1 protein-coding gene is annotated in these 1,070 nt (G+C 75.4%); it reads left to right on the top strand.

Going from position 1 to position 1,070, the window contains the following annotated elements; all coding sequences use genetic code 11:
- Positions 1-290 precede the first annotated feature (290 nt).
- The coding region (locus tag ADY59_RS47325; protein WP_049577958.1) for a hypothetical protein at positions 291-1,070 on the top strand (780 nt) is incomplete at its 3' end.

Below are 1,070 nucleotides of genomic sequence, written 5' to 3'. Positions count from 1 at the left end.
TTTTTTTTTTTTCAAGCAAAAGACGCCATACAAGACCTAGTACGGTCTCGTGGGCCCGGAGATGTGCCTAAGGGACGGCCTGCCTCGCGTCGCTGCGCCACCTCGCCGCCGCCGCCCGAATCCCCCGCGAGGCGCCGCTCGCCGGCTCCGTACGCCGGTTCCTGCGCGGCGGCTCCGGCCCGGACCTGCGCTTCTTCGCCCGCCTGCACGACCTGCTCGACCCCACCGACGCCGAGTCCGCCCAGCGGGCCGCCGACTACCTGCGGCTGCTCCCGGCCGCCCCCGCCCAGGTGGCCGGCCTGGCGCTACGCCGCCTGCGCCGGGCCGGCGCGCTCGCCTGCGACGACGTGGTGGAAGGGCTGTACGCGCTCCTGTTCAGGCCGGAGCGCAAGCTGGTCGACGCCGGCCTCGGCTGGCTCGACCAGGCCGTACGGGAGCACCGCGGCAGCCTCGACGCGTTCGCCCCCGCGCTCGCGCACGCCTTTGCCTGCCGGTCGTACGACGTCCGGGCCCGTGCCGTACGCCTCGCCCTGCGGCACGCCGCCCGCTTCGGCCCGCCCGGCGCCGGGACCCTCCGCGACGCGGCCGCCCACCTTCCCGCCGACCTCGCCGACCGCCTCACCCAGGCATTCCCCACCGCATCCGCTCCCGCCGACGGCGACCCGTACGAACGGGCGCAGGCGGCATCGGGCGCCGCGGCAGGGGCCTCGGTGGAATGGGGGGACGACGACTTCGTACGCCGGGCGTTGCCGCGTGCGCCCCGGCCTCCGTCGCCGCTGCCGCCCATCGGCGAGCCCAGCAGGCTGCCCGCCCTGCCCTACCGCGTCGGCTGGCAGGAGCTGGAACGCTGGCTGCACGCGGTGGTGCGCTTCCACGCCGAGGACCCGGAGTCGCTCCGGATCGCGCTCAAGGCCCTGACCGGCGAACCGGCGCACCTCTACAAGGAGCGCGAATGGGAGCATCCCGGGCAGTGGGCCGAGGCGATCGCGAGACAACTCGTCGACCCCGGAGCCGAGCCTCCCCCGAGGGCGAGGCCCGCCCTGCTCCCCACCGCCCCCGGCACGCTGCTG

It is taken from the genome of Nonomuraea sp. SBT364 (genome assembly GCF_001083785.1).
GTDB lineage: Bacteria > Actinomycetota > Actinomycetes > Streptosporangiales > Streptosporangiaceae > Nonomuraea.
Note: the sequence above shows the minus strand (reverse complement) of the source record. Positions and strands in the feature narration are given on the sequence as shown.